The organism is Brevundimonas sp. CURTG3B2_SDJG, assembly GCF_057364705.1.
In genome coordinates, this window is record NZ_JBNFOJ010000343.1 from 1 (window position 1) to 2,813 (window position 2,813).

Genomic DNA, 2,813 nt, shown 5'->3' on the forward strand with positions numbered 1-2,813 from the left:
GGGCCGCGGTGGTGGCGACGGCTGGAGCCGCGGCCCGGCCCGGCGGGCCGGCGTGCGCACGCTGCGCCAGTCAGCAAGGTCGCCGCTGAAAGGGTCGCGAGGGTGGAGAGACGGATGCGCATGGCGGCTCCTTCCAGGGTCAGGTTCGTCCAAGGGGATTGCGGATCAGGCCCAGGCCGGAGGCGATCAGGCCCGCGCCGGCGGCGAGCAGCAGCCAGGCCCCGATCTCGACCGAAATGAGGGCTTCAGCCTGAGCGGCGGCGGCTTCGCCGAGCGGGTTCACGGCCGAGACCAGGCCCAGGATCGCGGACCGCAGTAGGAAGGTCAGGCCGCCGGCGAAGAGGGCGGCGCGCCTGCGGCGAGCTCCCAAGGGCGCAGGGCCGCGCCCGCCCAGGCCTTGCCAGATCAGCCACAGGGCGGCGAGCACGGCGGCGAAGCGCAGGATCAGGGCGGCGTCCACCGTCTTCAGGAAATCGATCGCGCCCAGTCCCTTGCGAATCTCGGCGCGCTGTTCCTCGAGCGAGGCGATGCGGTCGCCGACGTTGCCGTAGCCGTAGATGCTGTCCGGAGCGCCGGCGCCGCCCCGGGCGGCGTCGGTCTTGAAGCGAGCCAGATCACGCTCCAGGTCGGCCAGGCGGCGCCGGCCATGCTCGGCCTGCGCCAAGTTCGGGCTGACGGCGGCCGTGATCTTGTCCAGCCCCAGCTGGGATACGGTCAGCATCGGCGACGACAGAGCCGGCAGGAAGAAGGCGACCAGCACCAGGATCGCCAGCGGCAAGGCCAGGGTCCCTTTGAACAGGGCGATGATCTTCCCGCCGCCGGACGACCCGGCGAGAGCCTCGACCGAGGCCGCGGCGGCGCCGACGCCGGTGAAGGCGCCCACGGCGGGATAGACGTCGCGCGCGGCTCCGCCTTCGACCTCAAAGTCAACGGCGGCCCCGACCGAGGCGAGCCGTTCGCCACGCCAGTCGGCGGCCTCGTAGCGATAGCGCTTGCCGTCGTCTCCTGTGATGGCGCCCGCCAGGTCGCCGGCGGCGACGCCGAGAATCTTGCCCTTCATGGCTCTTCCCTCCTGTTCGTGAATGATGTGTCAGGCCGGCTGGGGCGCCGCCGCAAACTCCGCCAAGACCTCGTCGACCAGGCGGATGTTCTTCTGAGCGCGGGAGATCACCCACCAGCCGATCAAGGCCATGGCGACGCCGGCCGGGATGCCGAGAATGGTCAGGCAGACCAGGACGCCCGAGACGATCAGCCCCCATCCGCCCCGGACCGCCGTTCTCGACGTCTGGACCAGCGTGGCTTTCACCGACGCCAGCACGTCCGCGTCGGTGGATCCGGCCCGCTTGAAAGCGCCGAGCGCGGCGGACCGGTCGATCCTGTTGGGGAAAAGCGGGTTCTCCATGCCTTTCGGCCTCCGTGATGCAGCGCCTGTCGCGCTTCCAGGAGGTCAGCTTGCTCGGATCGTCCCGCGGGGTCCTGACGCCAAGCTAAAGAAGTTCTGAAGTCGCCAGCCGGCGCTCGCCGAGCGTTGCCATTCCGGACCGCGTTCCCTTAGGCTTCCGGATCGCAGGCGGCATTCGAGGTGGCTCCATGGCAGAAGGCGGTTCAGGGCCGCGCCGGAGACGGCGCAGATGGCGCTTCGCGGACGCGGTGTTCGACGAGGCCGCCTGGAGCCTGTCCGTCGCCGGCCAACCCGTGGAGCTGGAGGGGAAGCCGCTTCAGGTCCTGCATGAGCTGTTGCTCAGCGCCGGCGAGGCGGTGACCAAGGCCGAGCTGCTCGACGCCGTCTGGCCCGGCGTCCACGTGGTGGAGGCCTCCCTGACCACGGCCGTGTCCAAGCTGCGTGGGGCCCTCGGAGAAGGCGGGGGCGATGTGATCCAGACTCTCCCTCGGGTCGGCTATCGCCTGGCGGGGCCGGTCGAGGTCGAACAGTTGTCGACGCCTTTGGCGCCGCGCTTCGCCTTCGCCTCGGGAGATCCGGTTCCGGGTCGTCCGCAATGGGTGCTCGAGGAGGCGTTGGGCGACAGCGGCGCCGGCGACGTCTGGCGGGCGCGCCATCGGAAGGTGGACGAGACGCGCATCTTCAAGTTCGCCGACGCGCCGGACCGCCTGCGCAGCCTGCGCCGCGAGGTCGCTCTGTTCCGACTGATGCGCAATGTTCTGGGCGACCGGCGGCCCTGTGTCGACGTGCTGGAATGGAACTTCGACGCCGCGCCCTATTTTATCGAAGCGGCGGACGCCGGGCAGGACATGCGCGCCTGGGCCGGCGCCCTGGAGGGCGGGCTGGCCGCCATGCCGCTGGAGCGTCGGATCGCCATCGTGGCCGACCTGGCCCGCGCCGTGGCGGCCGCGCACGGCGCCGGGGTGCTGCACAAGGACCTGAAGCCCGCCAACGTGCTGATCGAGACGCCGCCGGACGGGCCTCCGGTCGTCCGTCTCGCCGACTTCGGCAGCGGCTGGCTGCTCGATCAGGCGGCGCTGGACCTGCACGGCATCTCGGGCGGCGGCTTTCCGCCGGGAGAGGATGAAGCCTCGACCCGATCCGACACCGCCGCCTATCGCGCGCCCGAGGTGGCGCAGGGGGCAGCGCCGGGGATGGCCGCGGACATCTACGCCCTGGGGCTGATCCTTTATCAGATGACCGTGGGCGACCTGGACCGGCCGCTCGCCGCCGGCTGGGAAGGGGAGGTGGACGATCCCCTCCTGCGCGAGGACATCGCCCTGGCCGCCGCCGGCGACCGACGTCGGCGGCTGGAGTCCGCCGCGCTGCTGGCTGAGCGGCTCGATACGCTCGAGCAGCGGCGAGAGGCGCG

3 protein-coding genes are annotated in these 2,813 nt (G+C 71.4%); 1 reads left to right on the forward strand and 2 read right to left on the reverse strand.

Translation table 11 applies throughout. The annotated features are described in order from the left end of the window. Positions 1-139: 139 nt before the first annotated feature. Both AC2W7C_RS16270 and AC2W7C_RS16275 read right to left on the reverse strand, forming a co-directional pair. A complete protein-coding gene (locus tag AC2W7C_RS16270; protein WP_486002329.1) occupies positions 140-1,060 on the reverse strand; it encodes a hypothetical protein in 921 nt (306 codons plus the stop codon). A gap of 30 nt (positions 1,061-1,090) precedes the next feature. After that, on the reverse strand, positions 1,091-1,402 hold the full coding sequence (locus tag AC2W7C_RS16275) for a hypothetical protein (protein ID WP_486002330.1): 312 nt from the start codon (positions 1,400-1,402) through the stop codon (positions 1,091-1,093). A gap of 248 nt (positions 1,403-1,650) precedes the next feature. Between AC2W7C_RS16275 and AC2W7C_RS16280 the strand changes: the two genes are divergently transcribed. Beyond that, positions 1,651-2,813, forward strand: a 1,163-nt coding sequence (locus AC2W7C_RS16280) for a protein kinase domain-containing protein (protein ID WP_486002331.1), incomplete at its 3' end; no start/stop codon positions are given.

Coding starts and splice junctions, on each gene's coding strand:
- AC2W7C_RS16275 (WP_486002330.1), bottom strand. CDS start 1,402: ATGGAGAACCCGCTTTTCCCCAACAGGATCGACCGGTCCGCCGCGCTC.
- AC2W7C_RS16270 (WP_486002329.1), bottom strand. CDS start 1,060: ATGAAGGGCAAGATTCTCGGCGTCGCCGCCGGCGACCTGGCGGGCGCC.